Annotated in this window: 23 protein-coding genes, 1 tRNA gene and 1 riboswitch; of the genes, 12 read left to right on the top strand and 12 right to left on the bottom strand. The window is 67.1% G+C overall.

Features of this window, described 5'->3' with window-relative positions; translation table 11 throughout:
* Nucleotides 1–58 precede the first annotated feature (58 nt).
* From J2848_RS03935 to J2848_RS03925, 3 genes are read right to left on the bottom strand one after another with little or no spacing between them, the layout of a single operon-like run.
* Nucleotides 59–1,000: an ABC transporter substrate-binding protein gene (locus J2848_RS03935; RefSeq protein ID WP_149230365.1), complete on the bottom strand. Its 942-nt coding sequence runs from the start codon at nt 998–1,000 to the stop codon at nt 59–61.
* A gap of 16 nt (nt 1,001–1,016) precedes the next feature.
* Entirely contained in the window at nt 1,017–1,784 is a 768-nt protein-coding gene (locus tag J2848_RS03930) for an ABC transporter permease (RefSeq protein WP_149230366.1), read from the bottom strand.
* Nucleotides 1,781–2,497 carry an ABC transporter ATP-binding protein gene (locus J2848_RS03925; protein ID WP_342787920.1) on the bottom strand — a complete coding sequence of 239 codons (717 nt, stop codon included), beginning with the start codon at nt 2,495–2,497 and terminating at the stop codon, nt 1,781–1,783. Before J2848_RS03925 ends, J2848_RS03930 begins: the two co-directional genes overlap by 4 nt.
* Nucleotides 2,498–2,547: 50 nt before the next feature.
* Nucleotides 2,548–2,654, bottom strand: a riboswitch (TPP riboswitch).
* A 120-nt stretch (nt 2,655–2,774) separates the two neighbouring features.
* Between J2848_RS03925 and J2848_RS03920 the strand changes: the two genes are divergently transcribed.
* The 3 genes from J2848_RS03920 to J2848_RS03910 all read left to right on the top strand — a co-directional run bounded on the left by J2848_RS03920 (nt 2,775) and on the right by J2848_RS03910 (nt 5,227).
* Entirely contained in the window at nt 2,775–3,902 is a 1,128-nt protein-coding gene (locus J2848_RS03920; protein ID WP_149230368.1) for an acetoin utilization protein AcuC, read from the top strand.
* A 162-nt stretch (nt 3,903–4,064) separates the two neighbouring features.
* Nucleotides 4,065–4,676 carry a hypothetical protein gene (locus tag J2848_RS03915; protein WP_149230369.1) on the top strand — a complete coding sequence of 204 codons (612 nt, stop codon included), beginning with the start codon at nt 4,065–4,067 and terminating at the stop codon, nt 4,674–4,676.
* The gene (locus J2848_RS03910; RefSeq protein WP_149230370.1) at nt 4,673–5,227 is read left to right on the top strand and encodes a hypothetical protein; all 555 of its coding nucleotides are present in this window, start codon (nt 4,673–4,675) and stop codon (nt 5,225–5,227) included. Before J2848_RS03915 ends, J2848_RS03910 begins: the two co-directional genes overlap by 4 nt.
* Nucleotides 5,228–5,301: 74 nt before the next feature.
* Here the strand turns inward: J2848_RS03910 and J2848_RS03905 are convergent, their stop codons facing one another.
* Nucleotides 5,302–6,876, bottom strand: coding sequence for a hypothetical protein (locus J2848_RS03905; protein WP_149230371.1), 1,575 nt, complete (start codon nt 6,874–6,876; stop codon nt 5,302–5,304).
* Between the two features lie 344 nt (nt 6,877–7,220).
* Here J2848_RS03905 and J2848_RS03900 point away from each other — a divergent pair, with 344 nt between their 5' ends.
* The 3 genes from J2848_RS03900 to J2848_RS03890 all read left to right on the top strand — a co-directional run bounded on the left by J2848_RS03900 (nt 7,221) and on the right by J2848_RS03890 (nt 9,461).
* On the top strand, nt 7,221–8,012 hold the full coding sequence (locus J2848_RS03900; RefSeq protein WP_149230372.1) for a hypothetical protein: 792 nt from the start codon (nt 7,221–7,223) through the stop codon (nt 8,010–8,012).
* Nucleotides 8,013–8,217: 205 nt separating this feature from the next.
* A complete protein-coding gene (locus J2848_RS03895; RefSeq protein WP_149230373.1) occupies nt 8,218–8,646 on the top strand; it encodes a response regulator in 429 nt (142 codons plus the stop codon).
* Nucleotides 8,647–8,966: 320 nt separating this feature from the next.
* Complete coding sequence (locus J2848_RS03890; protein WP_149230374.1) at nt 8,967–9,461, top strand: single-stranded DNA-binding protein; 495 nt, start codon at nt 8,967–8,969, stop codon at nt 9,459–9,461.
* Between the two features lie 76 nt (nt 9,462–9,537).
* On the opposite strand, the gene J2848_RS03885 is transcribed toward J2848_RS03890, so the two are convergent.
* Nucleotides 9,538–10,440: a LysR substrate-binding domain-containing protein gene (locus J2848_RS03885; RefSeq protein WP_149230375.1), complete on the bottom strand. Its 903-nt coding sequence runs from the start codon at nt 10,438–10,440 to the stop codon at nt 9,538–9,540.
* 130 nt (nt 10,441–10,570) lie between these two features.
* Between J2848_RS03885 and J2848_RS03880 the strand changes: the two genes are divergently transcribed.
* Nucleotides 10,571–11,752: an MFS transporter gene (locus J2848_RS03880; protein ID WP_149230376.1), complete on the top strand. Its 1,182-nt coding sequence runs from the start codon at nt 10,571–10,573 to the stop codon at nt 11,750–11,752.
* On the opposite strand, the gene J2848_RS03875 is transcribed toward J2848_RS03880, so the two are convergent.
* Nucleotides 11,749–12,513, bottom strand: a complete 765-nt coding sequence (locus J2848_RS03875) for a class I SAM-dependent methyltransferase (RefSeq protein ID WP_149230377.1) — start codon at nt 12,511–12,513, stop codon at nt 11,749–11,751. The two genes, J2848_RS03880 and J2848_RS03875, sit on opposite strands and share 4 nt — an antisense overlap.
* 100 nt (nt 12,514–12,613) lie before the next feature.
* Between J2848_RS03875 and J2848_RS03870 the strand changes: the two genes are divergently transcribed.
* Together J2848_RS03870 and J2848_RS03865 are read left to right on the top strand one after the other, a co-directional pair.
* Entirely contained in the window at nt 12,614–13,474 is an 861-nt protein-coding gene (locus tag J2848_RS03870; RefSeq protein ID WP_211103064.1) for a helix-turn-helix transcriptional regulator, read from the top strand.
* A gap of 227 nt (nt 13,475–13,701) precedes the next feature.
* Nucleotides 13,702–14,883 carry a hypothetical protein gene (locus J2848_RS03865; protein WP_149230379.1) on the top strand — a complete coding sequence of 394 codons (1,182 nt, stop codon included), beginning with the start codon at nt 13,702–13,704 and terminating at the stop codon, nt 14,881–14,883.
* Nucleotides 14,884–15,090: 207 nt separating this feature from the next.
* On the opposite strand, the gene J2848_RS03860 is transcribed toward J2848_RS03865, so the two are convergent.
* The 5 genes from J2848_RS03860 to J2848_RS03840 all read right to left on the bottom strand — a co-directional run bounded on the left by J2848_RS03860 (nt 15,091) and on the right by J2848_RS03840 (nt 22,058).
* Nucleotides 15,091–15,165: transfer RNA gene (locus tag J2848_RS03860), tRNA-Gln, on the bottom strand.
* A gap of 119 nt (nt 15,166–15,284) precedes the next feature.
* Nucleotides 15,285–17,390 carry a hypothetical protein gene (locus J2848_RS03855; protein WP_149230380.1) on the bottom strand — a complete coding sequence of 702 codons (2,106 nt, stop codon included), beginning with the start codon at nt 17,388–17,390 and terminating at the stop codon, nt 15,285–15,287.
* Entirely contained in the window at nt 17,391–20,114 is a 2,724-nt protein-coding gene (locus J2848_RS03850) for a DUF4159 domain-containing protein (RefSeq protein ID WP_149230381.1), read from the bottom strand.
* Nucleotides 20,115–20,154: 40 nt separating this feature from the next.
* Nucleotides 20,155–21,072 carry a DUF58 domain-containing protein gene (locus tag J2848_RS03845; protein WP_149230382.1) on the bottom strand — a complete coding sequence of 306 codons (918 nt, stop codon included), beginning with the start codon at nt 21,070–21,072 and terminating at the stop codon, nt 20,155–20,157.
* A gap of 20 nt (nt 21,073–21,092) precedes the next feature.
* Nucleotides 21,093–22,058, bottom strand: a complete 966-nt coding sequence (locus J2848_RS03840) for an AAA family ATPase (RefSeq protein WP_246193738.1) — start codon at nt 22,056–22,058, stop codon at nt 21,093–21,095.
* Between the two features lie 292 nt (nt 22,059–22,350).
* Here J2848_RS03840 and J2848_RS03835 point away from each other — a divergent pair, with 292 nt between their 5' ends.
* The 3 genes from J2848_RS03835 (at nt 22,351) to J2848_RS03825 (ending at nt 24,960) form a co-directional block, all read left to right on the top strand.
* Nucleotides 22,351–22,947, top strand: coding sequence for a DUF1285 domain-containing protein (locus tag J2848_RS03835; protein WP_246193725.1), 597 nt, complete (start codon nt 22,351–22,353; stop codon nt 22,945–22,947).
* 32 nt (nt 22,948–22,979) lie between these two features.
* A complete protein-coding gene (locus J2848_RS03830; RefSeq protein ID WP_149230383.1) occupies nt 22,980–23,630 on the top strand; it encodes a CoA pyrophosphatase in 651 nt (216 codons plus the stop codon).
* Between the two features lie 70 nt (nt 23,631–23,700).
* Nucleotides 23,701–24,960, top strand: coding sequence for a CCA tRNA nucleotidyltransferase (locus J2848_RS03825; protein ID WP_149230384.1), 1,260 nt, complete (start codon nt 23,701–23,703; stop codon nt 24,958–24,960).
* On the opposite strand, the gene J2848_RS03820 is transcribed toward J2848_RS03825, so the two are convergent.
* A complete protein-coding gene (locus J2848_RS03820) occupies nt 24,936–26,150 on the bottom strand; it encodes a DUF2252 family protein (protein WP_149230385.1) in 1,215 nt (404 codons plus the stop codon). The genes J2848_RS03825 and J2848_RS03820 overlap by 25 nt on opposite strands.
* Between the last annotated feature and the right edge of the window lie 275 nt (nt 26,151–26,425).

Here is a 26,425-nt window from a genome sequence, read left to right as displayed (position 1 = left end):
CTTCTAGGTAACGCTCCGCCGGGGCTGATGGCAACGGCAGTGGGAGGAGGGCAACTGGTTACTTCACCACAACTGCATACTGGTCGACCGGCGCCACCGCCTTGATCAGCCCGCGCGCCTTCAGGAATTCGGCGAAGCGGGTATAGCGCTCGGCATCCAGGGCGGCCGGGCTGTGGGAGAAGCGCGGCAGCGTGTCGGCCCAGGCGCGGCGATTCAGCTCGTCGTTCAGCTCCGGCCGGCCCTTGACGAAGGCGGCCTGCGCATCTTCCGGATGGTTCAGGATGTAGAGCGTCGCGCGCTCCACTGCCGCCAGGAAGCGCTTGAAGCGCGGATCGTTGGCCTTGTCCTTGCGGGCGACCAGGATCAGCTCGTCATAGGGGGGAACACCCTCCTCCTCAGGGTAGAAGGCGCGGCCGGGGTGCTTCTCGATCTCCATCTGGTTCAGTTCGAAGTTGCGGAAGGCGCCGACCACCGCATCGACCTGCCCCGACAGCAGCGACGGCGACAGGGAGAAGTTGACGTTGACCAGCTCGACGTCCTTCAGGCTCAGCCCCTGCTTTTCCAGCATGGCACCCAGCAGCGCGTCCTCGAAGCCGGCGATGGAATAGCCGACCTTGCGGCCCTTCAGATCCTTCAGCGTCTTCACCGGCCCGTCGCGCAGCACGACGACGGAGTTCAGCGGCGTGGACACCAGCGTACCGATGCGGACCAGCGGCAGCTCCTCCGCCACCTGCAGGATCAACTGCGGCTGGTAGGACACGGCGATGTCGGCGCCGCCGGCGGCGACCAGCTTCGGCGGGTCGTTGGGATCGGCCGGGGCGGTCAGCGTCACCTCCAGGCCGGCATCCTTGAAGAAGCCCTTCTCCTGCGCCACCACCAGCGGGGCGTGGTCCGGATTGACGAACCAGTCCAGCATCACGGACAGCTTGTCCTGGGCCAATGCTGGAAGCGAGGTCATCAGGCTGGCGGCCATCAGGCCGGCGGCGAACAGGTGCTTCATCGGGTGTCTCTTCCCTTCAAGGGTTGGCGTCTTCGGCAGGTTGGGTATCGGGCTGCCAGGGCAGGGCGCGGCGGGCCAGCGCATCGACGGCGGCATAGAGCGCCACCGCGAACAGCCCCAGCACCAGCACGGCGGCGAACAGAAGGTCGATCTGCATGCGCGCGTTGGCGTGCAGCATCAGGTAGCCGAGGCCGGAGGACGACCCCACCCACTCGCCGATCACCGCGCCGATCGGCGCCACCGCGGCGGCGACGCGCACGCCGGACCAGAAGGCGGGCAGCGCGGCCGGCAGGCGGATGTTCCACAGGATGGAGGCGGGCGAGGCGCCCATGGTGCGGGCTAGGTCGAGCCAGCCGGGATCGGTGCGCCGCAGCCCGTCGAACAGCGCGGTCGTCACCGGGAAATAGATGACCAGAACCGCCATGGCGATCTTCGACACCATGCCATAGCCGAGCCAAAGCACCAGCAAAGGCGCCAGGGCGAAGACCGGAATCGCCTGGCTGACCAGCAGCAGCGGCATCAGCCAGCGCCGCGCCGTGCGGAACCGCGCCAGCAGCAGCGCGCTGACCCCGCCGAGCGTCACGCCGGCGACCAGCCCGATCAGGATCTCGGCGAGGGTGGTCAGGCCATGGGTCCACAACAGGGGAGCTTGCCGCTGTATGGCGTCCAAGACGGCCAGCGGGCTGGGCAGCAGGTAGCGCGGCAGGCCGGTGGCCCAGACCAGCGCCTGCCAGCCGGCGACCAGCACCAGCAGGGTCACCGCCGCGCGCAGCAGCGCCTTCATTCCGCCAGCCTCCGCAGCAACTCCGCCTGATGGGCCAGCAGGCCGGCATCGTCGACGCGGCGTGGCACCGGGCCCGACGGCTCCAGCGCCGGCCCCATGATGGCCGGGCGGCCGGTCATCACATGCAGGCGGTCGCCGATGCGCAGCGCTTCCAGCGGATCGTGGGTCACCATCAGGACGGTGCGTCCGGCAAGAGTCTCCGCCGCCGTCTCCTGCAAGCGCAGCCGGGTGATGGCGTCGAGCGCAGAGAAGGGCTCGTCCATCAGGACCAGCGGCTTGTCCTCCATCAGCGTGCGGGCCAAAGCCACGCGCTGCCGCTGCCCACCCGACAGGCCGGCCGGCCGGTCGCGTTCCCGCCCCGTCAGCCCGACGCGGTCGAGCAGCATGCGGGCCTGCTCCACCCGCGCCGGATTGGGACGGCGGTGGCGCAGCCGGTCGCCCAGCAGGACATTGTCCAGAACGGTCAGCCAGGGCAGCAGCAGGTCCTGCTGCGCCATATAGGCGATGCGGCCGGCCAGCGGCTGGCCGTCTCCGGTGACGACCTCCGTCGGCGGCTCCGGCTCGGCCAGACCGGCGAGGATGCGCAGCAGTGTGGTCTTGCCGACGCCGCTCGGTCCCAGCAGGCAGGTGGTCCGGCCGGCCGGCAGTTCCAGCGTCAGGTCGGAGAACAGCAGCGTGCCGCCATAGGTCAGCCGGGCGCGCGAAATGGTCACCGATAGCGGCGTCATCGCAAGCATGGCAAACTGGCGGAGATGGAGAGGGCGCGGTCCCGCATCACTGATCCCTACGCCGGCATGAACCGGATCAGGTTCCAGGGGTCGTCCCGCAACAGGACCTCTCAGCCGCCCATCGGCTCCCCCCAGTGAAGGCGGCGACTATAGGCGCGGACGATCCGTTACCGCAAGCATTGCCGGACGCGGCTTCCGACATGCGGAAGCAGGCAGCTTGACCGGACTGTGGCAGCGCCTAGTTTCTGACCGGCATCATGGAGTGCACGCCCTGACCACGCCCCTTCGCATACCGCTGTTCATCGGCGGCGAGATCTATCGCGGCTCGACATATGGGCCGAAGCATCCGCTGGCGATCCCGCGCGTCTCGACCGCCATCGATCTCAGCCGCGCCATGGGCTGGCTGCCGGACGAGGTCTATCTCGACACCCATGTGGCGAGCGAACGCGAGTTGGCCCGCTTCCATACCCCCGACTACATCGCGGCACTGAAACGCGCGGAGGCGGAGCAGCGGGTGGACGAGGCGACCGCCGCCCGCCACAATCTGGGCAAGCTGGAGAACCCGGTCTTCGCCGAGATGTACCGGCGGCCGGCCCACAGCAGCGGATCGGCATTGCAGGCGGCCCGGATCCTGGGCGACCGGCCGGCCGGGCTGGTCTATGCCCCGGCAGCCGGCACGCATCATGCCCGGCGCGACCGCGCCAGCGGCTTCTGCTATTTCAACGCGCCGGTGCTGGGCATCCTGGAACTGCTGGACCATGGCCTGGAGCGGGTGCTCTACGTCGATCTCGACGCGCACCATGGTGATGGGGTGGAGGAGGCCTTCGCCGACGACGACCGGGTGCTGACGATCTCGATCCATGAGGACGGCCGCTGGCCCTACACCGGCAAGGCGGAGGATCGCGCCGGCGGAATGGCCCGCAACCTGCCGGTGCCGCCGGGCTTCAACGACAGCGAGATGGAACATGTGATGGAGGCGGCGGTCCTGCCGCTGACCCGTGCCTTCCGTCCGCAGGCGATGGTGATCCAGACCGGTGCCGACGCGCTGGCCGAAGACCCGTTGAGCCGTCTGGAACTGTCCAACCGCGCGCTCTGGGATGCGGTGGCGGCCCTGCTTCCCCTGGCACCACGGGTCCTGGTGGTGGGCGGCGGGGGCTATAACCCTTGGTCGGTCGGGCGCTGCTGGGTCGGGATCTGGGCGGTGATGAACGGCATCGATCCCGCCGTCCGCCCTACGGCGGAGGCCGAAGCGGTATTGCGCGCCCTGACCTGGAACCGCGCCGCCGGCCGCAATCCGCCGGATCACTGGTTCACCACGCTCGGCGATGAACGGCGCCCCGGACCTGTTCGGGATGCGGTGAAGCGGGTCGCGGATTTGGCGATGTCCTGAGCTGCTGATGATCGACTCATTCCGGCGAATTTCGAACCAACCCATGACGATTCGTTGACGGGATCGGATTGTTCGTTGATTCTCTTTCCACTGCGCCGGTGCAGCTTTCGTGTCGGGTGACACGGACTTGGGGCGGGGTCAGCCAGGAGAACGGGCGGGCGGATGTCGAATACGACGCTGTTCCTGATCGCCATCGTCATCATCATGCTGGCCGCTGTCCCGGTCGCCATGATGCTTAAGGATTTCCTGCCGAACATCATGGAAAAGAGCAGCGGTCTGGAGCAGATCGAGAACCGCGTCTATGTGCTGCATGCCGAAGCGCAGGAGCTCCAGAATCGAGTCAACCATCTGGTTCAGCGTCGCAACAGCCAATCCTCCGACCGCAACCGCCTGGAGAGCGACATCCGCAAGGGGGAGAAGCTGATCCGCGACCTCGCTGATCAGCCGCCGATGTTCGTGCATGAGGTCGGCGACCCACAGGCCGGCCTGATGAAGTTCGTTGCCACCGTAACCCAGGAGAAGGCGTCGGCCGCCGCGCGCGCCGCCGGCGAACGGGCTCAGGTCAACCCTATTTGGCGCTGCACCAATGTGGCCGAGGTCTGGGCATCCAGTTTCGACGAGGCCAAGCAGATGTGCGATGTGGCCTTTCCGTTCAAACTGGGCTTCCAGAAGACGTTCATGCGCGGCGATGCGAAGGCTGGCGGAAAGGCCGGTGGCAAAGGCGTGCCCACGCCGCCCGCCACTGCCCGGGCCAAGGCCGGTGCCGCCACATGATGATCAATTTCATCATCGTCCTGGCCATCGTCGCCATCGGTGCCTGGCTCGGCAACATCCTGATGACCGTGGAGCAGCGGGTGTCGCAGGCGCGCCAGCGCGTCCGTGGCGTGCGCAACAACCTCGACAAGCTGGATGCCACCATCCACCGCCTGCATCGGGAGGAGGAGAGCCTTCATGCCGAGATCGAGGAGATGACCAAGGAGGTGATGGAACTGCGCAAGAAGCAGGTGGAGGTGCAGCAGCGCCTGACCGAAGCGCAATCGAAGCGCCGTCCGCAGATGCTGATCCTGACCGATCGGCGCAATCCCGGCGACAAGGAATGGCTGGTCACCGTGGTGAACCAGCAGATCGGTGAGATCGATGCCGCCCACCCGCTTGCCGTCGAATGGGCGCGCGGGCGCGAGTACCTGGTATGGGCGGAGTCGGACCGTGAGGCCGCCGAACGTGCCAATCGGCGGTTCAGCGCCCGGCCCGGCTATCAGGTGCGGTCGGTAACTCCGGTCAAGGGAGACCTCTACACCGCGAATTCCGCCCGTAGTGCCGCATAGGCACGAAAAAGCCCTTCTCCCGCTGGGGGAAGAAGGGCTTTCGTGAACGGCCCGACAGACTGGCCTTGAAGACCTCAGCGGGCCTTGGCGGTAGCCGGGGTCTGGCGGAAGGCGTCGTGCAGGTAGGGCGACAGCGACTGGCGCATGTTGCGCAGCCACTCGTGGATGATGATCAGCGAGCGGGAGGCGACCGGCGGGGTCATGCCCAGCTTCACCAGATCCTCACGGGTCATCGTAGCCACCTGATCCAGCCGGTGGCCGGTCAGGCGCGCCCAGGCCGGGGCGGTGCAGGGCGACATGGAGATGACCTGCAAACCTTCGCGCTCCACCATTTCCGCCTTGCGGCGGGCGTACTGACTATCCTCCAACTGCGAGAACGGGCCGGAGAAGCCGTTTTCCACCAGGACGCGCTTGGCCTTGGGAGCGATGGTCGCCACACGCTCCAGCGTCGTCATGCCGGTGGACAGCGACGCGAGGTCGACGGTCACCGGAACCATGAAGGTCAGACGTTCGCCGTCGCCGACGTAGTAGTCGAAGCCCGACACCTCGGCCCAGTTGAAGAACCACTGCGAGATGTTGCCACCGAAGTCATACAGGCGGCCGCCGCGCTGCAGTTCCGGCCCGATCAGGTCCCAGAACTCGTAGAAGCCGTCACCCGAGCCCATCATGTTCATGAAGTCCTGGGTGATGCGGCGGTGTTCGACCATGTCCGGGCCGAACAGGCGGGCGAGACGCTCGTTCACCTCGTACTCGACGACCTTCAGTTGCAGGCCTTCCAGCATGGCGGTCGCCATCAGGTGATGGGACAGCAGCGTCTTGCCGACGCCGCCGCGGTCATTGAGGACGAAGATCGTGCCCAGCATGCGATCGCCTTTCCAGTATGCGTTTGTTGAATCGTCTTGGGTCATCGTGGGAGGCATCGGCGGGAATACAGGAGAGCCGGTGCCCCGCGCAACCGCCGCGGACGTCTGATGCGAAGCCGGCTGTGGGGCCGGCTTGGTCATTGCGGGTTCAGGAGGCGTATCCTGCGCCTCGGTGTCGTCCTCGGCATCATTCTCTGCCGGTCGGTCTTCGGCGGCAGTGGTCGGCGAGGCGAGCAGATTCGGGGCAGGGAAGGCCGGTTCGCTGTCGTCGGACACCGGGGCTTCCATCAGCGGTTCGTCCGCGACGGCGTCGCCCACAGCGTCCTCGGCCTTCTGGGCGACGGCATCTTCGGCGGTCTCCGCCCGGGGTTCCGCCCGAGCAACCAGGATCTGGGCCGCTGCCTCAGTGCCGGAGTCGCCCGCTCCATCCTCGTCCGTCACATCCACCTCCTCCTTCAGGCCGGCGGACAAGGCGGCTTCATGGACGGCGGCCAGCGTTTCGGCGGGAAGGGCAGCGGCGGCGGCGTGGTCGCCGGCAGCATCGCCGCGCCCCTCGTTCCCGACGAGGAAGAAGGCGGAACGCAGGGTGACCGGCGAAATCGGCTGATTGTCGCGGGCCGTCACGCCCAGCCTGGCCAGAAGGTCGGAGATTTCGGCCCAGGACAGGCCGCGTTCGCGCATCAACCCGATATCGGCGTAGCTTTCGCGCACCGCCTGCATGGCGCTGCGGTTGCCAACCGGGCGATCGGCAAGGAGCCGTTCAAGTTCCGAGCGGTCGATCGACACCGTAGGGGATTCCGGTAAGATGAAATGGTGGCGGGGATGTGCCTGGATATTGGATCGCAAGGAATCCATTCCCCTGTGGCCGAAAAAATAGTACAAGCGGCCATCACGCGCAAACGGTTTCCAAACGACATCAACGGCGCTAAACATCGTTGCCCGATCGGGGGGCATCCATGACGCGGGGCAACTTCGCCGACGTTCCGGCAAATGGTACGGTGATGTTGGCTTTTGGAACCGCCTGCCGGTCGCGCGGGTTGCCATAGTTTCCATATGGGAAAAGGGCGCCGCCGTTTCCGACCGGTCAGGCGTCTTCATCGGGCTGGGCTTGGAACCGGGGTAAGGCCAGGATGCCTCACGATTTTGGTTCATCACGGGACCGGCGTTCCGCACCTGCGTTGGGGGCGGGCATCGGTTTCCACGAGTTGCGGCAGGCGTGCGAAATATCGGCCCTGCGTGAGGATCTGGAACGGCTGGCGCATGAAACCGGCACCCTGCGCGACGGCGTCGAGCAGGCGGTGGAAACAGTGCGCGACCGCTTCGCCGCGCTGACCGCCGAGGAAATGGCCGACCCGATGGTGCTGGCGCCTTTGTTGCAGCTGGCGGTTACCACTCTGCTGGATATTCGCGAGCAGGCCCGTCAGTTGAACACCCAGACCGGCCCATTGTCGGATGACGAACGCCCCTCCTGGCTGGGGGCTGCCGACTCGCCTCGACTGCGACAGTCTCCTGCGCCGGGCTGGGACTCGCCAAATTGGGCGCCATCGGACTGGGACGGGGAGCCCGACAGCCGAGACGATGACCGCGCCCACGATATGGCCAGCACGTCGGTTCGGCTTGAGTACCAGCCGCCGCGTCCGGCCGAACCGCCGGCTCGTCCTTCGCAGCCGGCACTGGCGGCGCCGGCTCCTCCTGTTCCTCCGTCGCCGCTCCCCTTTGCGCCTTCTGCCGCGGCAAGTCCATTGCAACCCGCCTCACTGTCATCGGCCTCCGCTCGCGCCGGTGAGGGGCAGGCCTCCTGGCTTGCCAGCGAACCTGCGCCGGCACCGCCGCCGTCCCGTGCTGCGACCGCGCGGGCCAACGGCACCGGAGGCCTGCGCCCTGTGGGTGGAATCGACTGGCTGGGTCCGGCTGGCCGATGACTTCGAAAAAGCAGTTGGGCGGATGCCGGCTACGCTGCGACTTGGGCGCTGACTCTTACGGTGCCCAGGCGCAAAAGGTCAGAATCTGAACGATTGAGCTTGCAAATTCGGGGAGGTTCTAGTACAAACGGCGTATCGGTAAACATAATTTTACCAAAATTCGCCGCTTACTGCGCAACAGGTTGGAACCTCCGAGGTCGGTCGCATGTTCCGGATCGACACCATCGTCAGGCCGCATCTGCCCAACCGTACCCGTACGCCGGGGCAGCCGTTGCGCGTGATCCTGGTGGAGCATGATCCCGGCATTGCCGACGCCTTGTCGGTGCTGGTGGCGGATCTGGGACACATCATCTGCGGAATCGCGCGGACGGAAAGCGAAGCGGCTGACTTGGCCCTTCGCGAATGTCCTGATCTGGCTTTGACCGATGTGCGGCTGGGCGGCGGAGACGGCATCGCAGCGGCGCGGCGATTGAACCTGCACCATGGCCTGCGTTCCATTTTCCTGTCCGGAAACAGCGACCACGGCACCATGGCCCGCATCACCGAGACCTATCCGCTCGGCGTGGTGCACAAGCCGTTCTCCCATTACCAGTTGAAGATCGCCCTGGATCTGGCGGCGCGGCGCCTGCGCTGATCGTCATTCCGGCTGGCCTGATTCCTGAGCTACGCCGAAGGATTCGGTTTTCCCGCGCCTGTTCCTCTGCTATATTTGTTCATGGAGTGTTCTGATCCGGGGCGGCAGGGCGAGTGCGCCGCTCCGGACATCGCCAGAGCATTTCCGACGGCGGTTGACCGGCGTCGGTCCAGCGTGCTTCGTTGCGCGGGACCGGGGGGATGGTCGCCATTGAACAGCCGGCCCTGCGAATGGGAACCCTCGGCATCTGGGTGCCTCCGCCGGGCATCCTGACGGGTCGGCATGGATGCTGGGACACTCGCGCTTAGGAGCAACAAGCGATGAATGTTTGGACGTTTACAGGACGCCTGGGCGCGGACGGCGAATTGCGCACGACCCAGAGCGGCGAGAAGGTGCTGGGTTTCCGCGTCGCCAACGATGTCGGTTTCGGTGATCGCAAGACGACCCAGTGGGTCGATTGCTCGATCTGGGGCCGCCGCGCCGAGTCGCTCGCTCCGCACCTGACCAAGGGCAAGAGCGTCGTCGTTTCGGGCGAGGTGACCCTGCGCGAGTATGAGAAGCGCGACGGCACCCGCGGCGCCGGTCTGTCGGTCCGCGTGGCCGAAATCGACTTCACCGGCGGCGCCCGTGAAGAGGGCGGCGGCGGAAGCTATGGCGGCGGTGGGGGCGGCTACGAATCGCGTGGCGGCGGCAGCGGTGGCAGCTATGGCGGTGGCAGCGGCGGCAACTACGGCGGCGGATCGTCGGGTAGCAACCGTGGTGGCGGCGGCGCTCCGCCCCGTCACGAGGATCTCGACGACGAGATCCCGTTCTGAGGCAAGCCACCGCAGCGGTGAGTTCCATCGGCCGGATGCCTGTCATCCGGCCGTTTTCTTTTTCGGAGAACTGCAGTCAGCCGGCCAGCATCGCACGCATGCGCGGGGCCATATGGTCCAGGAAGGCGCGGACCCGGCGTGGTGCCCGATCGCGCCCGGTATAGACGGCATGGATTTCCTCGGTATCGACCAGCGTGTCGTCCAGCACCGCCACCAGCCGTCCTGCGCACAGGTCATCGCGGACATGGTATTCCGCCAACCGCGCCAGCCCGAGACCCAGCAGCGCCATATGGCGCACGGTCTCGCCATTGTTCGCCAGGATGCGGGTCGGCACCTCGCGGTCGACCAGCCGGCCACCGGACTTCAACGGCCAGACCGCGGCGGCGCGGCGGAAGTTGAAGCCCAGGCAGTCATGCGCCTCCAGATCGGCGGCGGTCATCGGCACGCCCTTGCGCTCCAGATAAGCGGGGGAGGCGACGATCCGCCGTCGGACGACGCCCAGCCGCTGCGCCAGCAGGGCCGAATCGCTCAATGGCCCGGCACGGAACGCGACATCGACGCGGGCGGCATAGAGGTCCACCACCTCGTCGGTCATCGTCACGTCCATCGTGATGCCAGGATGCTCGCGCAGGAAATCGGGCAGCAGGGGCAGCAGGCAATGCTGGCCGAAGGGAACGGAAGCATTGACGCGGATCAGGCCGGTCGGCGCACGGGCCCCGCCGGCGATCTCCGCATCCAGCGCGTCCAACTCCCCCAGCAGGGTCACGGCCCGTTCACGGTAGAGTTCTCCCTCCGCGGTCAGGCGCAGCTTCCGGGTGGAGCGTTCGACCAGCCGCACGCCGAGCCGCTCTTCCAGCCGCCCGACCAGCTTCGCGGTGGATGACGGCGTCATGCCGACATCGCGTCCGGCCGCACTGAAGCTGCCCTGGGTGGCAACCCGCAGGAAAACCCGCATTTCCCAAGCGCGTGGATCGCTCATGCCGGCCTCTCCGTCCTCAGCTTGTCGCAGAATGACAAAATCATGGGAATAGGGTGGGCATTCCCGTTCCCGACCTTATGGCGCACATCGTCTCTCCAGCACAGTCATTCTGGATATGGAGAGATTCGAAATGCCTCTCGCACTGCTGGCGCTGGCGATCAGCGCCTATGCGATCGGAACGACGGAGTTCGTGATCGTCGGCCTGCTCCCAACCGTGGCGACTGATCTGAATGTCAGCCTGCCGCTGGCCGGCATGGTGGTCAGCGTCTATGCATTGGGCGTCACCTTCGGCGCGCCGGTGCTGACGGCGCTGACCGGCCGCGTCCCGCGCAAACCGCTGCTGCTGGGCTTGATGGGCGTGTTCGTCGCCGGCAACCTGCTGGCTGGCGTCAGCCCCAATTACGAGACGCTGCTGGTCGCACGGGTGCTGAGCGCCTTCGCCCATGGTGTCTTCTTCTCGGTCGGCTCGACCATCGCCGCCGATCTGGTGCCGGAGGACAAGCGCGCCTCCGCCATCGCCATGATGTTCTCAGGCCTGACCATCGCCATCGTCACCGGCGTGCCGCTGGGGACCTGGATTGGCCAGACCTTCGGCTGGCGCGCCACCTTCCTGGCGGTGTCCGCGCTGGGAGTCGTCGGCGGGCTGGGTGTTGCAGCCCTGGTACCGGCGCGGCTCAGCCAGCCGCCGGCCGCCGGGCTGGGGACGCAGGTCGGTGTGCTGGCCAAGCCACGTCTTCTGCTGGCCTTCGCAATCACGGCGCTGGGCTATGGCGGCACCTTCGTCGCCTTTACCTTCCTGGCGCCGATCTTGGAAACGATCACCGGGTTCTCGAACTCCACCGTCAGCCTCGTTCTGGTGCTGTATGGAGCCGCCATCGCGGTCGGCAACATTGTCGGCGGTCGTCTTGCCAACCGCCGTCCGGTGCGGGCGCTGGCATGGCTGTTTGCCTTGCAGGCGCTGGTTCTGATCGTCTTCACCTTCACCGCGGATGCCAAGATTCCGGCGCTGGTCACGCTGGCCGGCATGGGAGCGCTGGCCTTCGCCAATGTCCCTGGGCTCCAGCTCTATGTCGTTCAGCTGGCGCAGCGCCATGCGCCGGGCGCGGTGGATGTGGCGTCGGCGCTGAACATCGCCGCCTTCAACCTCGGCATCGCGGCGGGCGCCTTCTTCGGCGGGCAGGTGGTGTCCTCCCCGCTCGGTCTCGGCGCCACGCCATGGGTCGGTGGGCTGTTCGTGCTGGGTGGTCTGATCCTGACGCTGGCGAGTGGTGCGCTCGACAGGCGGGAGAGGACCATGCCGGTAGCCGGCTAAACCGGATCAGCCTCCAGCGTCAGCGTGTCGAGCAGGAAGCTGCCATCCTCGGCAATGTCGAAATGGGCGCGGACTTCTGTCGCCGCGCTGCGCTGGAGCGACCGGATGGCTTGGGCATGGAGATCGGGTGTGCGGGTGCGGGCAGTCCAGACCGAAAACTCCATGCGCAGGCGCCGCGGCGTCAGAGACCGAACGGCGAAGCCCGCCCGCGCCATGGCCGCCATCCACTCCGCCGCCGTGTAGTTACGGACATGGGATGGGTCGCGCAGCACCTCTACCACCTGCAGATGGGTGTCCAGCACGGCGGCGGCCGGAGCGACGCAGTCGATGAAGACCGCCGTCCCGCTCGGGGCCAGCACCCGCCGCGCCTCCCGCAGTCCGGCTTCGAAATCACGCCAATGATGGGCAGTGAAACGGCAGAGCACGATGTCGAACCGGCCATCCTCGAATGGCAGCCGTTCGGCCGGGGCCTGCCGGGTGGTGATGTTGGTCAGGCCGCGCTCCGCCGCGGTGCGGGCGACCACCTCCAGCATCTCCGGCGTCAGGTCGACGGCCACGACCTCCGCCACATGGGGAGCGGCGCGGTAACTGACATGGCCGCCGCCGCAGCCCAGATCCAGCACCCGAGCCGCGGACCGGCCATGCAGAGCCCGTTCGATCTGGTCCAGGTCGGCACCACCGGAATGGACGGCGCTGGATACATAGGCGTCGGCGCGCGGTCCGTAATTCTCCGCGACGACGCCATAATGGTTCTGGGTCATGGAAGGGCTTCCTTGTGCCTGGGTGAATGATGAAGCGAAGGTCGCGCCATTCGTAACCGGGTACAAGGCAGGTAGTTATCCTGGTATAAGCACTGCCACCATGATCCGCATACCCGCTTCCATCGGTCAGGTCCCGATCGATCCGACGGCCGACCGTCGCCGCCTGCTTGCTTCCTTCCTCCGCCGCCACCGCGAACGACTGACTCCGGCGGAGGCCGGCGTTCGGACCGGCTCCGCCCGCCGGCGCACGCCCGGCCTGCGGCGGGAGGAACTGGCGCAGCTCTGTGGCATCAGTCCAACCTGGTACACGTGGCTGGAACAAGGGCGCGACGTTTCGGTTTCTCCCGCGGCACTGGCCCGTCTGGCGGACGCTCTGCATCTGACCCCGGCTGAGCGGGCCTATCTGTTCGAACTGACCCGAAAGCGCGACCCGGACATGCCGGCAGCGGGGCAGGCGGACGGCCCGCCGCCATCGCTGCTGACCGCATTGGCGGCGATGACCGCACCAGCCTATCTGCTCGACCGGTCCTGGACCGCTGTCGGCTGGAATCCCCAGGCGGAGCGGCTTTTTTCCGGCTGGCTGGCCGGCGCTGAACCCAATCTGCTGCGCTATGTCTTCCTCGACCTGTCGGCCCGCGATTTTATCCAGGATTGGGAGAATCGCGGCCGCCGGTTGTTGGCGGAGTTTCGTGCGGAAACGGCCCGCTACCCGGACGACCCGATGCTCCAGCAACTGATCGATGGATTGCGGCAGACCAGTCCGCTGTTTGCCCGGTTGTGGGAGGACCAGAGTGTTCTGGAGCGCGAGGGTGGCCTGCGCCGCTTCAATCATCCGCTTGATGGCGCGCTGACATTGGAGCAGGTGACCCTGCGTCCGGGGGACCGATCCGCCTTTACGCTGGTCATGCTGGTCGAGCCATCTGCGAGCGAGGTCGCGGAGATCCACGACTCAGGCTGCTGATCCGAATGTCCTTCTCTGCTTCATACTGGATCACTGGCTTTCCGGGAAGCCAGTGAGCAATTTTCTGTCGCAACCCATTGCATATAAATGCAATCGGGTGTTTCCTAAACCCTGAGGTTGTGTTACTTTAAGAGAGTTTTCGTCCAGCTTGAGAAGCCTTACAAACGTCATACGAATAACAAACATCAAGCTGGAAACGAACGCAACGAAAAATCAGGGGAAGGCCTATGGCGCGCTTTATTGCGGGTGGTGCAACTGGGGTTAACACCGACAATATCTATATCGCCGATCTTCTGTTTGCGCAGATCACAGGTGCAAACAGCACCTTCATTTCGGCGAGCTATGGCGGTGGTACAGTCACCGAGTTCTATGGAAATTTTGCATATAATTCGACGGGTACAAATGTGGTGGGCGGAACGATCTCCGCCATACGTTCGCTTTCGAACGGCAGGCTGAGCTACACCGTCGACAACCTGTCGGTTCCCGCGACCACCTTCCTCGGGTGGTTGTCCAGCGGCGAGAACAGCACTGCACGTTCCTCGATCCTGTCCGGTTCGGATGCGATATTCGGATCGGAGTTCAACGATACGATGCGAGGGTATGCGGGGAACGATACGATTTTAGGGGGTGGTGGATCGGATCTGCTGGACGGCGGGACCGGAATCAACTTGATCGACGGTGGGGCTGGCGACGACACCGTCCAACGCAGTGGGAGCACGGATTCGAGTACCGCCTTCAGCTATGGCGGGTCCGTCTATGTCTACGATTCGAATGGTTACGACCAGTTGATCGGTGTCGAATACATCCGTTTCAGCGACCGGACGGTCGCCACTTCCAGCGTTGCCGTGTTAGACCCGCTGTCTTATCTGGCAGCCAATCCCGACCTTGCAGCAGCGTTTGGAGGGAACACTGCGCCGGTGCTGAGCCACTATCTCAGCACCGGCATCCGCGAACGCCGGTCGACGACCTTCGATGCTGCGAGCTACCTTGCAGCAAATCCGGATCTGGCCGCCGCATTCGGTGCGAACACTGTTGCCGCCACCCAGCACTATATCAATTCCGGACGTCTGGAAAATCGCAACACCAGCTTCAATGCGATGAGCTATATCGCCGCCAATCCGGATCTCATCCAGGCATTTGGAGCGAACAGGAGCGCTGCGGCACTGCACTACGCCACCACTGGAAGGCTGGAAGGCAGGTCGACGACCTTCAACGCGTCCGCCTATCTTGCGCGCTACCCGGACCTCCGGTGGATGTATGGCACCAGCGAACTCGGTGCCGCGACGCATTATGTGACATCGGGGTATCGTGAGGGACGGTCTGCCGCTCCGCTGACGACATCCACCGGCCGTTCCGCCCAGCTTCTGGCGTCCGAACAGGCCTCCACGGCGCTGGCCGCGGCTTTTTAAAGAACGAGAATGGCTCGGGAAGCCGGCAAGGCAAGCGTTCCCGAGCCATCTGCCTTCCGGTCTCAATGCTCCGGCACAGAATGCATGGCGGTCCATACCGCATGGCCGGCGCTACACTTGAAGGAGTCGGCAAGATGCGGCTGCCTAAAACGCGAAAGCCCGCCGAAGGGCGGGCCGAGGGTTTTCTGAAGCGAACATTATAAAAGTTGGCTGGGGCGCCAGGATTCGAACCTGGGAATGGCGGTACCAAAAACCGCTGCCTTACCGCTTGGCGACGCCCCAACCGGCGCGGCGATCTCTCGTATCGCCGGAAGGAGCGGCACCATAATCGGAAGCCCCGCTGAACGCAACAGGCTGTTTTCAGAAAATTATCGCGGCCTGACAAGGGGCGGAAAGGGCGCTCAGCGCCCCTCCCTGCGCCATGCCATCAACAGTCCACCCAGCACCAGAGCCAGTACCGCACCCACCGGCAGCAGCGGCACGTCGGTCACCCCGGTTACCGTATAATCGCCGTTAGCGCGCAGGCCGATCCAGCCGGCGCCGGTCTGGCTTCGGTCGGGCTGGGTGCGGCGCACGTCGATACCGGGATTAGCGCCATTATCGGTGTCGGTAATCCAATGGATGCCGCCGCCGGTCGCTTCCGCCACCGGCTTCATACGGTCGCCGGTGGACCGCACGTCGGCCAGTTCCGGCGTATTCACCGCCCCGACCACCGCCAGCGTCGTCCGCTCCCCGTCGGAAATGCGGTAGATGCCGGGTGCCGCGGCGGTCACGGTGGCAACGGCGTGGCCGGTGCGGTCGTCGGTCAGTTGGAGCGTGCTGGTCTGGTCGGACGGATCGGTGATGGTGACGGAGCGCGGATCCGGCGTGAGGGAACGGCGCTCCACCGTGATGCGGTTGCCGTCCACATGGGCACGCAGGTCGTTCTCCTCCAGTTCCGGCTCCTTCATCAGCCAGTGGGCGAGGCGGCGCAGCAGTTCCGCCTGCGGACCACCGCCTTCGAAGCCGCGGCTCCACAGCCAGATCTGGTCGGAGGCAAGCTGCGCCACCCGCCCCTTGCCGACACGGTCCAGCACCAGAAGCGGCCGGTTTCCGGCACCCTGCATCACCACGGTACCGCTGTTGGGCGTCACATCCACCTGATGGAACCAGCGGCCCCAACTCGGCGCCGCGTCCAGCCGGTCGCCGGGCAGTCCGGCGGTCACAGGATGCCGTCGACCGACATCGGTGACGGTCGGCAGGAACGGGCTGTCCACCGTCTGGCCGCTGGGCGCCGCCGGCAGGATCGATCCCAGCGGCGTGCGGTACAGCGACAGCGGCCCGGCATAGCCCTGGCCAGAGGTCTCCAGCAGGGCGCCGCCCTTGCGGACATAGTCGGCGATGTTCTCCAGATACATCTGCGGCAGCACGCCACGGCGGCGATAACGGTCGAAGATGATCAGGTCGAACTCGTCCAGCTTCACCTCGAACAGCTCGCGGATCGGGAAGGCGATCAGCGACAGCTCGCGGATCGGCGTACCGTCCTGCTTTTCCGGCGGGCGCAGAATGGTGAAATGGACCAGATCCACCGCCGGATCGGCCTTCAGCAGGTTGCGCCAGGTGCGCTCGCCGGCATGGGGTTCGCCGGAGACCAGCAGAACGCGCAGCCGGTCACGCACGCCGTTGACCACCACCGCCGCCCGGTTGTTGGCGAGAGTCAGTTCCTGCTTCGCCGGCTCCACCTCCAGCTCAAGGACGTTCTGGCCGCCATGGGTGATCGGCAGGTCGACGCGCACATCGCGGCCGACCGGCACGCGGATGGTGCCGGGGGTGCCGCCATCCTGGCGCAGAGTCACCGCGGCGTCGGCGGACTGGCGGCCGGGCATGTCGTCGACGCGGATGGTCAACTCGACCGGCTTGCCGACGAGGCCGTAGTTGGGCGCCTGCACGATGGCGATGCGGCGGTCGCCTTCGTCGCGGTCACCGGTCAGCAGCGTGTGGATCGGGCCGATGTCGGCCAGCTTGCCCGGTACCTGCGGAACGTCATGCACCTGACCGTCGGTGATGAAGACGGCCCCGGCCATGCGGCGGCGCGGCACGTCGGCCATCGCACGGTTCAGCGCGTCGAACAGGTGGGTTTCATTGATGGTACCGCCGGTCTCGCCGCCCTCGGCGCTGCGAACGACGCGGACTTCAAGGTCGTCGAAGCGCTTCAACCGTTCGGTCAACTGTTGCGCCGCCCGTTCGGTGCGGGCGCGGCGGTCGCCGATGGCTTGGCTCGGCGAATCGTCGATCACTACGACGGCGACGTCCTTGATCGGATCGCGCTTTTCCTGAACCAGCGAGGGGTTGATCAGCGCCAGCGCCAGCACCGCCACCGCCAGCAGGCGCAGCCATGTGCCGCGCGCCCGGCGCACAGCCGCAACCAGCACCACCAGCAGGGCGAACCCGACCAGGGCGCCCAGCACCGGCCAGGGCAGCAAGGGCGACAACGCCACGGACAGTCCGGAGAGCAGATCGACGGGCATTTACTGGCCGAGCCTTTCCAGGATGGCGGGCACATGGACTTGATCGGCTTTGTAGTTGCCGGTCAGGGCGTACATCACGAGGTTGACGCCGAAGCGATAGGCGATCTCGCGCTGGCGCTCGCCGCCGGGGATCACCGCGAACATCGGCTGGCCGTTGCGGCCGACCGCCCAGGCGGACGCCCAGTCATTGCCGCCGATGACGACGGAGGACACGCCGTCATTGGCCGGCCCCTCCCGCGCTTCGATCCACAGCTGCCCGCCGGCATAGCGGCCGGGGAAATCGGTCAGCAGGTAGAAGGATTTGCGCAGCACATGGTCCTGCGGGACCGGAGCGAGCGGCGGGATGTCCAGCCCCTGCACCAGCCGTTGCAGCACGGCCGGGCCGCCGCCCGGCGCCTGATCGCGGGTATCGAACAGGATGGTGCCGCCGTTGCGCATGTACTCGTTCACCCGCTGGCGCGCCTGATCGGACAGCGCCTTCTGGCGGTCGGACACCGGCCAGTAGAGCAGGGGGTAGAAAGCCAGCTCGTCCTGTTCGGGATCGACACCGACCGCCCCGGCGGCCTCCACCGCCGTGCGCAGGCCGAGCACGCTGACCAGCCCCTCCAGCCCGGCGCGGGCGGTGTCGTCGACGCTGCTGTCGCCGGTCTGGACATAGGCGAGGTAGGTCTCCGCCGTCACCTTGACCGCCTTGTCCTGATCGAGCGCACGGGCCGGCTGAGGTGCGGAGGATAGAGCCAGCGCGAGCAGCAGGCCGGCCGCCGCCCCCCCGGTACCACGCCGCAGGTTCGGCGGGCGCAGCAGGCCGCGCAGGGCAAGCGCGATCAGCAGGTCGATGGACAACAGCGCCAGGGCCGCCGCCAGCAGCGACGGCTTCAGCGGAACCTCGCCGCGGCCGCCATAGCCGTCTCGACCCACACCCGTCGGCATCGCCGGCAGCGGGTCGATGGTGGTGACGGCAGCGGACAGGTTCAGCGCGCGGCGCGCATCGTCGGTGCCGTAGAAGCCCGGCGGGTGGCGCGGCCCGATCACGTCGGCGCCGGCATTGCCTGGAATCGGGAAGGCGGTCGGCGGCGGCGGAACCAGCCGGCCGGTGCCGTCCAGCACCTCGACCGGGTCCAGCGAGGCGGTCGCCGCCGTTCCCGTCACGCCGCCGCTGAGCGCCACCAGCCGGCGCAGCATGTCGACGAACAGGCCGGACAGCGGCAGGTTCGACCAGTCCGGGCTGGCAGTGGTATGGACCAGCACGATCCAGCCGTCGCCGCGCTTCTGAGAGGTGACCAGCGGCGTGCCGTCGGCCAGCCTCGCCCAGGTACGGTCGGCCAGATCCAGGGCCGGTTCGGCAAGCACCTGCCGGTTCACCTGCACGTCGGGCGGGATGGTCAGCCCTTCGAAGGGCGATTTGGGCGGGAAGGGCTGGAGCCGCGCCGGCTCCGACCAGGACAGGGCGCCGCCCAACGCACGATCGCCGATGCGCAGCCGCACCGGCACCAGCGTGTCGGCATGCTGGGCCAGGCGCGGGCCGGCGAAGCGGACCAGCACGCCGCCCTTCTTCACCCAATCCTCGATGTCCTGAACCTCGGTGCCGGTCAGAGCGCCGATGTCGGACAGGATCAGCACGGCCAGATCGCGTTTCAGCAGGTCCAGCGTCTCGCCGCGCCGCACTTCATTGTAGGGCGACAGCGCGCGTTCGAGGTAATAGAGGTCCGACAGCAGTGGCTGGCTTTCCCCCTCCGACCTACCGGAGGCAAGGCCGACCGGGCGGCGCCGCCAGCGTTCATCCAGCAGGACGGTGGCGCCGGCGGTGGTGTCGCCCTCCACCCGCAGGCTGGCTGCGTCGTTGCGCAGTTCGGTCGGCACATCCAGCCGCACCTCCCGCACCTTCTGGCCCGGCTCGAAGGTGACGGTCTGGCGGGTCAGCAGCCGGCCGTCGGCGGCGGCGAGGCGGACGGTCACCGGCTCCGGCTTGGACGGGTCGGCGCGGACGACACGGGCGGTCAGCGCCGTGCCCTCGCTGGCGGGTGGTAGGAGCAGGTGGGGCGGATGCTCGGCTGAGTCATCGAGAACGTCGGCGGAACCCAGCCGTTGAAGACCGGCGGCGAGGGCGACGGCCTGTTTGTCGCCGACCCCATCACTCAACCAAACCGCGTGGATGGAGCCGCGACCGTTGGCCTGCACCGCCACCGCCTTCAAGGCTTCCAGCGCCGCCGCGCGGTCGGTCGGCCAGGGAAGGGGAACCATCGCCTGGGCCAGACGGCGGGCTTCCGGCGCCGGCAGGACGGCACTGGCATGGATGGGTTGGCCGTCCGCGGCCGAAGCTGTGGGCAACAGGATTACCGGGCGTTGCTGGCGGTCGGCCTGGGCGATCAGTTCGTCCATCGTGCGCTTGCGGGTCGGCCAGTCGCGCCCGGCGGCCCAGCCATTGTCGACCACCAGCAACAGCGGCCCGCCGCCGGGCAGGGCAGCGCGTGGGTTCAGCAGGGGCCCGGCCAATGCCAGGATGATCAGCGCCGCCACGATCAGCCGCAGAAGCAGCAGCCACCAGGGCGTACGGGCCGGCGTTTCCTCCCGCGCCGTCAGGTCGCGCAGCAGGCGGATGGCGGGGAACTGGATCGCGCGCGGCGCCGGCGGCGTGACACGCAGCAGCCACCACAGGACCGGCAGGGCTGCCAGTGCGGTCAAGACCCAAGGGGCGGCGAAGGCGATCGGTCCTAGACCCAGCATTGGCGCGTCTTCACGAGGAGGAGGAAATAGTCGGGCCTCGTCACACCGCCTCCATCGCCATCGCACCCCACAGGGTGAGCAGCGCGGATTGCGGGGAACGGTCGGTGCGGTGGACGGCGAAGCTCCAGCCGGCGGTGCGGGCCAGTGCCGCAAGTCCGTCCTGCTGCGCCTTCAGGCGCTCGCGGTAGGCTTCGCGGACGGCCTCAACGCGCGGGACCAGCAGATTCTGCTCTCCCTCCATCCCGCGGAAATCGACGCGGCCGTCATAGGGCAGAGTCTCTTCCGCCGGATCGAGGATCTGGACCAGATGGCCGCGCAGGCCGCGGCCGGTCAGACCGGCGACGGTGGTGTGTATCTCCGACAGGGGGGACAGCAGGTCGCCGAAGAGAACCGTTTGGGCATGGCGGGGCAGGGGCTCCACCCGCGGCAGCGGGTCGGGTGCGGCAGCGGCGCGCGGGTCGGTCATCAGCCGGGCGATGCGGTCGATGGCAGTCTTGCCATGGTCGGGGCGCACGCCGCTGTTCAGCAGCGCCACCCGCTCGCCGCCACGCGCCAGCAGAACGGCGGTGGCGAGCGTCAGCAGGTCGGCGCGCTCCCGCTTGGTCGGCAGCCCGGCGGCGGAGCGGAAATCCATGGAGGCGGAGCGGTCGCGCCACAACCAGACGCTCTGCGCCGCCTCCCATTCATTCTCGCGGACATAGACCGGCTGGGTCTTCGCCGACTGGCGCCAGTCGATCATCGACGGCGCGTCGCCCGGCTGGTAGCGACGGAATTGCCAGAAGGTCTCGCCCAGCCCGACACGGCGCCGACCATGGACGCCCTGGGCGACGGTCGCCGCCACCCGCTCCGCCGCGACCAGAAGCGGCGGCAGGGCGGATGCCAACTCCTCCGCGCGATGCCGCGCCAGCAGGGTGTTCGACAGCTGACTCGTCTGCGGGGAGGTTGTGCTTCGCGGCATTGCGGCTCCGCTGCGGGTGGTCAGGTCAGGGGCGCGCAGAGACGGTCGATGACGTCGTCCAGCGTCACCCCGTCGGCGCGCGCGGCGAAGTTCAGCGCCATGCGATGCTTCAGGATCGGCTTGGCGAGCGCCACGACATCGTCCAGCGACGGCGAAAGCCGGCCATCCAGCACCGCACGGGCGCGGGCGGCCAGCATCAGCGCCTGGCTGGCGCGCGGGCCAGGCCCCCAGGCGACATGCTGGCGAACCTCCATCAGCTCCGACATCTCCGGCCGACCGCGGCGGACGAGGTCGAGGATGCCGTCCACCACCCCTTCGCCGACCGGGACGCGGCGGACGAGACGTTGTGCCGTCTGCAGATCGGCGGCCGACAGCACCGTCACCGCACGCTCGTCGGTAGCGCCGGTGGTGGCGATCATCATCCGCCGTTCGGCCTCGCGGTCCGGATAATCGACGTCGATCTGCATCAGGAAGCGGTCGAGCTGGGCTTCCGGCAGCGGATAGGTGCCTTCCTGCTCCAGCGGGTTCTGGGTGGCCAGAACATGGAAGGGCTGGGGCAGTGGATGATACTGGCCGGCGACCGAAACCCGGTGCTCCTGCATCGCCTGGAGCAGGGCGGACTGTGTACGCGGGCTGGCGCGGTTGATCTCGTCGGCCATCAGCAACTGGCTGAACACCGGGCCGGGCAGGAAGCGGAAGGACCGGCGGCCGTTGTCGCCTTCCTCCAGCACTTCCGAACCCAGGATGTCGGCGGGCATCAGGTCCGGCGTGCACTGGATTCGCTTCTCGGCGAGGCCCAGAACGGTGCCCAGCGTTTCCACCAGCCGCGTCTTGGCAAGGCCGGGAACGCCGATCAGCAGGACATGGCCGCCGGCCAGAAGCGTGACCAGCGTGCGGTCGATCACCTCCTGCTGGCCGAAGATGACGCGGCCGATGCGGTCGCGGACCGAGGCCAGGCGGTCGCCCAGCGCCTCGATCTCCTCCATCAGCCGTTGCGGGTCCTCCGGCACGGGAGGCTGCCCCCTCAGGATGTCCTGTGCGCTCAAGCTGCTGCTCCCCGATGGTGGGCCTATCGGTGTCATGGTCGCAGGATTCCGCGACGCGAAACACGGGATCCGCATGGTTGGCCCTGTTCCGGCGCCTTGTCGACACCCATTTTCCGAATCCCGCCGCCGGATGTGCCGCCGGACGGGTGGTGCCGCCGGACCATTGGTGTGGACCTAGCGGCCGAGTGTGGCGAAAATGCGCATGTCCGGGGACAAAACGGTTCCCAATTCCATGAAAGTCGGTAACGCGATGGCGAATGACAAGCGCTCAGATGGGCAAACCGTTTCGGAGGCGCCGCAGGACCGACCGTCTGACCTGCCGTCAGCGCTGGGACGGACGCCGACGCTGGAGCAGTACGACATCCGCATTGCGCGCGACGGCACCTGGTTCCACAATGGCGATCCCATCCGCCGGATCGAGCTGGCGAAGCTGTTCTCCACCGTCCTGAAGCGCGACGACGACGGCGATTACTGGCTGGTCACGCCGGTCGAGCGCGGCCGGATCGTGGTGGAGGACGCCCCTTTCGTCGCGGTGGAGATGGCGGTGGCAGGCAGCGGGACCGGACAGGTCCTGTCCTTCCGCACCAACCTCGATCATTGGGTGGAGGCCGGCCCCGAACACCCGATCCGCGTCGCCGTGAACCCTGAAACCGGGGAGCCGGCACCCTACATCGAAATCAGAAGCCGGCTGGAGGCGCTGATCCTGCGGTCCGTGTTCTATGACATGGTCGAGCGCAGCGAGACGCGCCGCACCGAAACCGGCGAGTCCGAGGTGGGTCTATGGAGCAACAAGGTCTTCTTCGCGCTGGGCAGGCTGTCTGGCGACTGAGTCTGGAGGAGGTCCGTCGGCGCTTCCCGGCGATGAGCCCCGATGAGACGTTTGATGCGGCGGTGGAGAGTGCGGTCCAGTCCAACAGGACGGCGCCGAAGCACCTGGCCAAGATCCGGGGCGACCACGACCTGAATCCGGAGATGGGGCCCCCGTCGACCCTACGCGAGGCGGCGGTATTGGTCCCGCTGGTCGACCGGCCGGAGGAGTTGACCGTCATCTTCACCCAGCGCACCGCGACGCTGAGCGCCCATGCGGGTCAAATCAGCTTTCCCGGCGGCCGGAGGGAGCCGGAGGACGGCAGCCCGGAGGAAACGGCGCTGCGTGAAACCGCGGAGGAGATCGGGCTGGAGCGCAGCCGGATCGAGATCGTCGGCCGGCTGGACACCTATGTCACGCGCACTGGCTTCCGGGTGACTCCGGTGGTGGGGGTGGTGACGCCGCCTTTCATCCTGACGCCCGACCCGACCGAGGTGGCGGAAGTGTTCGAGGTGCCGCTGTCCTTCATCCTTGACCCATCGAACCCGCAACGCCACAGCCGGGAATTCCTTGGCAAGCCGCGCTGGTTCTACGCCTTCCCCTATCAGCAGCGCTACATCTGGGGGGCAACCGCCGGCATGCTGGTGAACCTGCGTGACGTACTGGGTGCCGCCGCTCGTGAGACGGGGGAGGGGGCGGACTGACGGCCCCAAATTGGCGCCCAAATTTGACGGCGGTGGCATGGGGAACGGGAATCGGATAGCGTCGCGCGCCATGACCGTTGCCGCACGCCTGTCTCCCCAGCCCTGGATGACCGCGCCCGAAAGCCTGGCAGTGTTCGATGCCCTGGCGTCGGGCGGCGCCGACGCGCGATTCGTCGGCGGCTGCGTGCGCGATGCGTGGCTCGGCCGGCCAGTCAAGGACATCGACATCGCCACCCATGCGCCGCCGGAGCGGGTGATTGAACTGCTGGAGGCCGCCGGAATCCGTGTCATCCCGACCGGCATCGCCCATGGCACCGTCACCGCGCTGTGCGGCGGCAAGCCCTATGAGATCACCACGCTGCGGCGCGATGTGGAGAATTTCGGCCGTCATGCCCGCGTCGAATTCACCGACGACTGGATCGAGGACGCCGCGCGCCGTGACCTGACCATGAACGCGCTGAGCTGCACGCCGGATGGCGCGATGTTCGACCCGTTCGGCGGTCTCGCGGATCTAGCCGCCGGACGTGTCCGCTTCGTCGGCGAAGCCCGCCGTCGGATCGAAGAAGACGTGCTGCGCCTGCTGCGCTTCTTCCGCTTCTACGCCCATTACGGTCGGGGTGAGCCGGATGCCGAGGCACTCGCCGCCTGCCGCGAACTGGCGCCGCGTCTGCCGACTTTATCGGGCGAGCGTGTAAGGGGCGAGCTGTTCCGCCTGCTGACCGCGCCCTGTGCCGCTTCGGTCTGGCGGCTGATGATGGGGCAGGGGATCATGGTCCATCTTTTGCCGGAAGCCATGGATACCGACCGGCTGGAGCGGTTGATCGCGGTGGAACGCGATCTGGGGGTGACGCCCGATCCGACACGCCGGCTGGCGGCGGTGCTGGACGGCGACCGGCCGGGCGCACTGCGGGCCGTCGAAGCTCTGCGCCTGTCCAATCACGAACGGGACCGGCTGCTGGCGCTGGTCGAACCGCCGGTGGCAGTGGCACCCTCCGACGACCGCAAGGCCCTGCGTCAGGCGCTCTACCGCCTTGGAGAGGCCGAGCTGTTCGGCGACCTGCTGCTGATCGCTGCCGCCATCCACGACGGACCGTTGGACCTGACGGTACTGCGCAGGGTGATGACGGTGGCCGATGATCTGCCGGGATTGAAGCTGCCCATCGCCGGCCGCGACCTGCTGGAGCTTGGCGTTCCGCGCGGCCCGGCGGTCGGCGAACTGCTGAAGCGGATTGAGGCTTGGTGGATCGCCGCGGATTTTCAGCCCAGCCGCGACGCCTGCCTGGAGATGGCGCGCGGCCTTCTCGATCAGCCGCCCGGCCGTTCCGCATAGCGGCGGCAATGCTCCAGATAGGCCGCTTCGTGACCGACGATCAGATCGACGATGCTGGACCACAGCCAGGACGGGGCATCCAGGCTCTTGGTGCGGTTGCGCGCCAGCTCACCGCGCCATGATTTGCGCGTCTCCTCATCCATCTGGCGTGCATGCGCCTTGCCGACCACGGCGGCCAGGAAGAAAGCGGCGCGGGTCGCTTCCTCCTGCGTCAGATGGTCGAAATCGAGCTTGATGTCCTGCGGAAGCAGCTCGCGCAGGAAGACGGCGCGGTCGAGCAAGCGGGCAGGGCGCATGCGGTCGCCGAGATAGGGCGAGAGATGCTGAGCGCCGGTCACGACCCGCTCGGCATTGTCGCGCGGCATGCCGTTCTTTTTGGCGCGCGGCGCCGCGGCCTGTACCGCTTCCTTGATGTCGATCAGGCTGAGACCGCCTTCGTCGTAATGGCCCTCACCCACGCCGAGCAGCACCGCCACCCGCAGCCGGCCCAGTGAACTGCAGCCCTTGACCCAATAGGCGGCGTCCAGAAGCTCGATCCGGTCTTTGTCGTCGCGGGAGTGCAGGGTGGTCACCAGACGGCGCACCTGATCCTTGGCGAACAGTTCCTCCACTGCCGTGCGTTCCTCGGTGGTCAGCGGCCAGAAGCGTTTGCCGAGCGGAATGGTGGGGCGGATGTCCTTGATGCGGTCTCTGGCCAGATGCTTCCAGGTGCGGCCGACGGCTTGGCGTATGCCGACACGGACAACCGACGGCTTCCTGCGCACCGCATCGCCACCAAGATCGCCGTCGAGCGTCATCATGTAACCCTCGATCATCTGCTCCAGCATCAGCGCCGTGGTGACGCCGGGCAGGTCGGAGCCGCGCGCCGCGGTGGCGAGCGACAATCCAAGGCGGATCAGGTCATGGGCGGGATTCCCGATCACCGTCTGGTCGACGTCGCGGATTTGGATGTCGATGCGGCCCTTGGCGTTGGCGACCGGCCCCAGATTGCCGACATGGCAGTCGCCGCAGATCCAGACCGGCGGACCGTCCGGCACCTTGCCGCCGGATTGCTCCAGCCATTCATAGAACTTCACCGTGCTGCCACGCACATAGGCGTGGGCGGATTCGGCCATCTTGAGATTGCGGCGCTGGGACAGGACGGCCTGACGCTGATCGGGCGGGGTGGGCTGGTTCTTCGACGACATCATCCATCCGGGTCAGAAGGTGCGACGCCGGAAATGGGCAACATATCGACCGTCCGCCATGCCGCAACCGGCCACCCCCACAAAGACCCAGCCATGCATGCTTAAGGGATGCGCTCGGTGAGGGCGGACAGACAATGTTGCTACCGGCTCTCCTGCATTTCCTTCACCTCAGCCAGCACCGCGCTCAGCCGCTTGTTCTCCACGACGTCGGCCTGGGTGACCCGCTGGTCCTTGTCGAAGGCCCGATACGACAGCACCACCCCCTTCCACCGCACCTC

The sequence above is a fragment of the Azospirillum lipoferum genome (assembly GCF_024170005.1).
Taxonomy (GTDB): Bacteria; Pseudomonadota; Alphaproteobacteria; order Azospirillales; family Azospirillaceae; genus Azospirillum; species Azospirillum lipoferum.
This window is presented reverse-complemented; position numbering and strand designations above follow the sequence as displayed.